The sequence below is a fragment of the Mucilaginibacter sp. P4_G9 genome (assembly GCF_056400985.1).
On the sequence record NZ_JBFUKF010000644.1, the window covers coordinates 1 to 1,924 of the forward strand.

Below are 1,924 nucleotides of genomic sequence, written 5' to 3' on the forward strand. Positions count from 1 at the left end.
GCTGCTATTGCTTTAAAATCGCCATTGCCATTATTTGACTGGTTATAATTAGCATAATACGATGCCAGGTTTGAATCCGGAATATTTTTCCAGTTCACATCCAGCGAAAATTCTTTCAATCGTTTTGAAAAAGTTTCCTGGTGACCGATATAAAAGTTTGAATTTTTATCAGACAGCGGTCCAAATGGAGTAAATGGCTTTTTGGCATTCAACGTTCCAAAATCATTTTCAAGGTTGAGCGAAGAAATGCCGGTTACATTAACTTCGATTGTTGAATCAACAAGTTCGGCATTAATAAGATTACGGTACCCAAAATAATATTTATCGGTATTAACAAGCACCTGCAGTATTGGATGAATTGTATCAAAATTGCTGCCATGCGTTGCCTTATTATAGGCAATTACAGCGGGTTCGTCTTTACTTACATTAAAAGTAAATTTAACACTGAACAATTGATTATCTGCCGAAGTTATTGTAGCCGATGAAAGCTTAGGCCCTATCCATCCTTTTTCGCCCGTTATACTTATGTTAAAAAGATCGGCTGTTAACACGGCGTTTTTGGCAGAAGCATCCAGGTTTCTTACAGTTAGCGTTACCGAAATATTACGGTTACCCTCTTTCATCATTAAAATATCACTTGCCAGGCAAAACCCAACCTGTGCAAGCGGAAGATCCGGACTTCCAAAACCATTCCATTTAGGGTTTGATGGATCCAAAACCGCGCCAAGGCCATCTTTTGAATTGGCTATAGGTGCATGATGTAAGTAATTTTTATTTACCGGGTTTACATAAAGTGACTTTAACTGCGCCACTTTTGATTCATTAACTACAATATCATGTGTTAAGATATAGTTAAGATCTTTTTTAGTTGCATCCTTGCCCGCCAATAAGGCTGTGTTTGTTGTAAGCAAGGTATCTTCAGTATTTTTTTTGAGCTCAAAAATAACATGCGCCTTATCCGGCACGGGTGCGTTTTTACCCAGCTTTAAAACCTCCTGGTAATAAAAATCAAGATGGCGCCTGGTGAGTGTATTCATTAGCGCTTTGGGCTGCTCCATCAGCTCAAAAAAGCTATCCAACAAAGCAATATGAGGAGGCAGGGAAGCATTTGCCGCCAGGTCATTCAATTCGTCAATACTTTTATCAAAAAAATTATCCCAGGTACCATTTTCAATCAGCTTTTGGTTAGCGGGATTCAGATCGTAAAACTTGATCAGCTTTGCTACTTTTTGAACGTATTTATACAGATCCTCCTTACTTCGCTGATCAACCGGCACACGGGCAGGATCCAGCAATTGGGGCATACGCTGTTGCTGAGTTTGCCCATCGCGTTTCAGAATCACTTTGTAGTCAATGGCTTTAGTACTCATGCCGATTTGTTATTAGCCTCGTTTAAATAAAACGGATATACCAGGTTGAACCGGGTATTTGTATTGATCACTTCGTAATCAACCAGTATATCAATTCTCCCTTCTGATAAAAAATCATCCAGCAACTCAATCGTTAGTAGTTTTATCCTGGGTTCAAAAATCAATACCGCGTTTTTTACAGTTACTTTGATAGCAGTTTCTGTCGACGCATTCATGGCTTCAAACACATAGTCATCCAGGTTGCAGCCATATAAAGGTTGAAGGAAACGTTCGCCTATGGTGGTTGAAAGCAATATTTCTAAACTTTTATTAATGTCCGCCTCATCGGCAGTCATTAACACCTGGCTGGTTATTTTTGAAAAAGTTGGAGGAAAACTCCATCCCCTACCTAAAAATGACTGTTCAGAAATATTGTTAAGCTTATCCATTTTCAAGAGATTTTATTACAGGTCAGGAAATTTCAACGGTGCCATCGTAAAGCGTTCCGTCGTTGAAAGTTGTTTTAACTTTAAAAGCCTCGGGGTGTGCCTTAAGGTGATTGATCACACCTTCGG

The 1,924-nt window shown here is 39.2% G+C and carries 2 protein-coding genes; both read right to left on the reverse strand.

Translation table 11 applies throughout. From position 1 onward, the window contains the following. On the reverse strand, positions 1–1,370 hold a 1,370-nt coding region (locus AC1DPZ_RS26285), incomplete at its 3' end, for a hypothetical protein (protein WP_477409069.1). Beyond that, positions 1,367–1,798 (reverse strand): GPW/gp25 family protein, encoded by a 432-nt coding sequence (locus AC1DPZ_RS26290; protein ID WP_477409071.1) that lies wholly within the window; start codon positions 1,796–1,798, stop codon positions 1,367–1,369. The genes AC1DPZ_RS26285 and AC1DPZ_RS26290, both read right to left, overlap by 4 nt. Between the last annotated feature and the right edge of the window lie 126 nt (positions 1,799–1,924).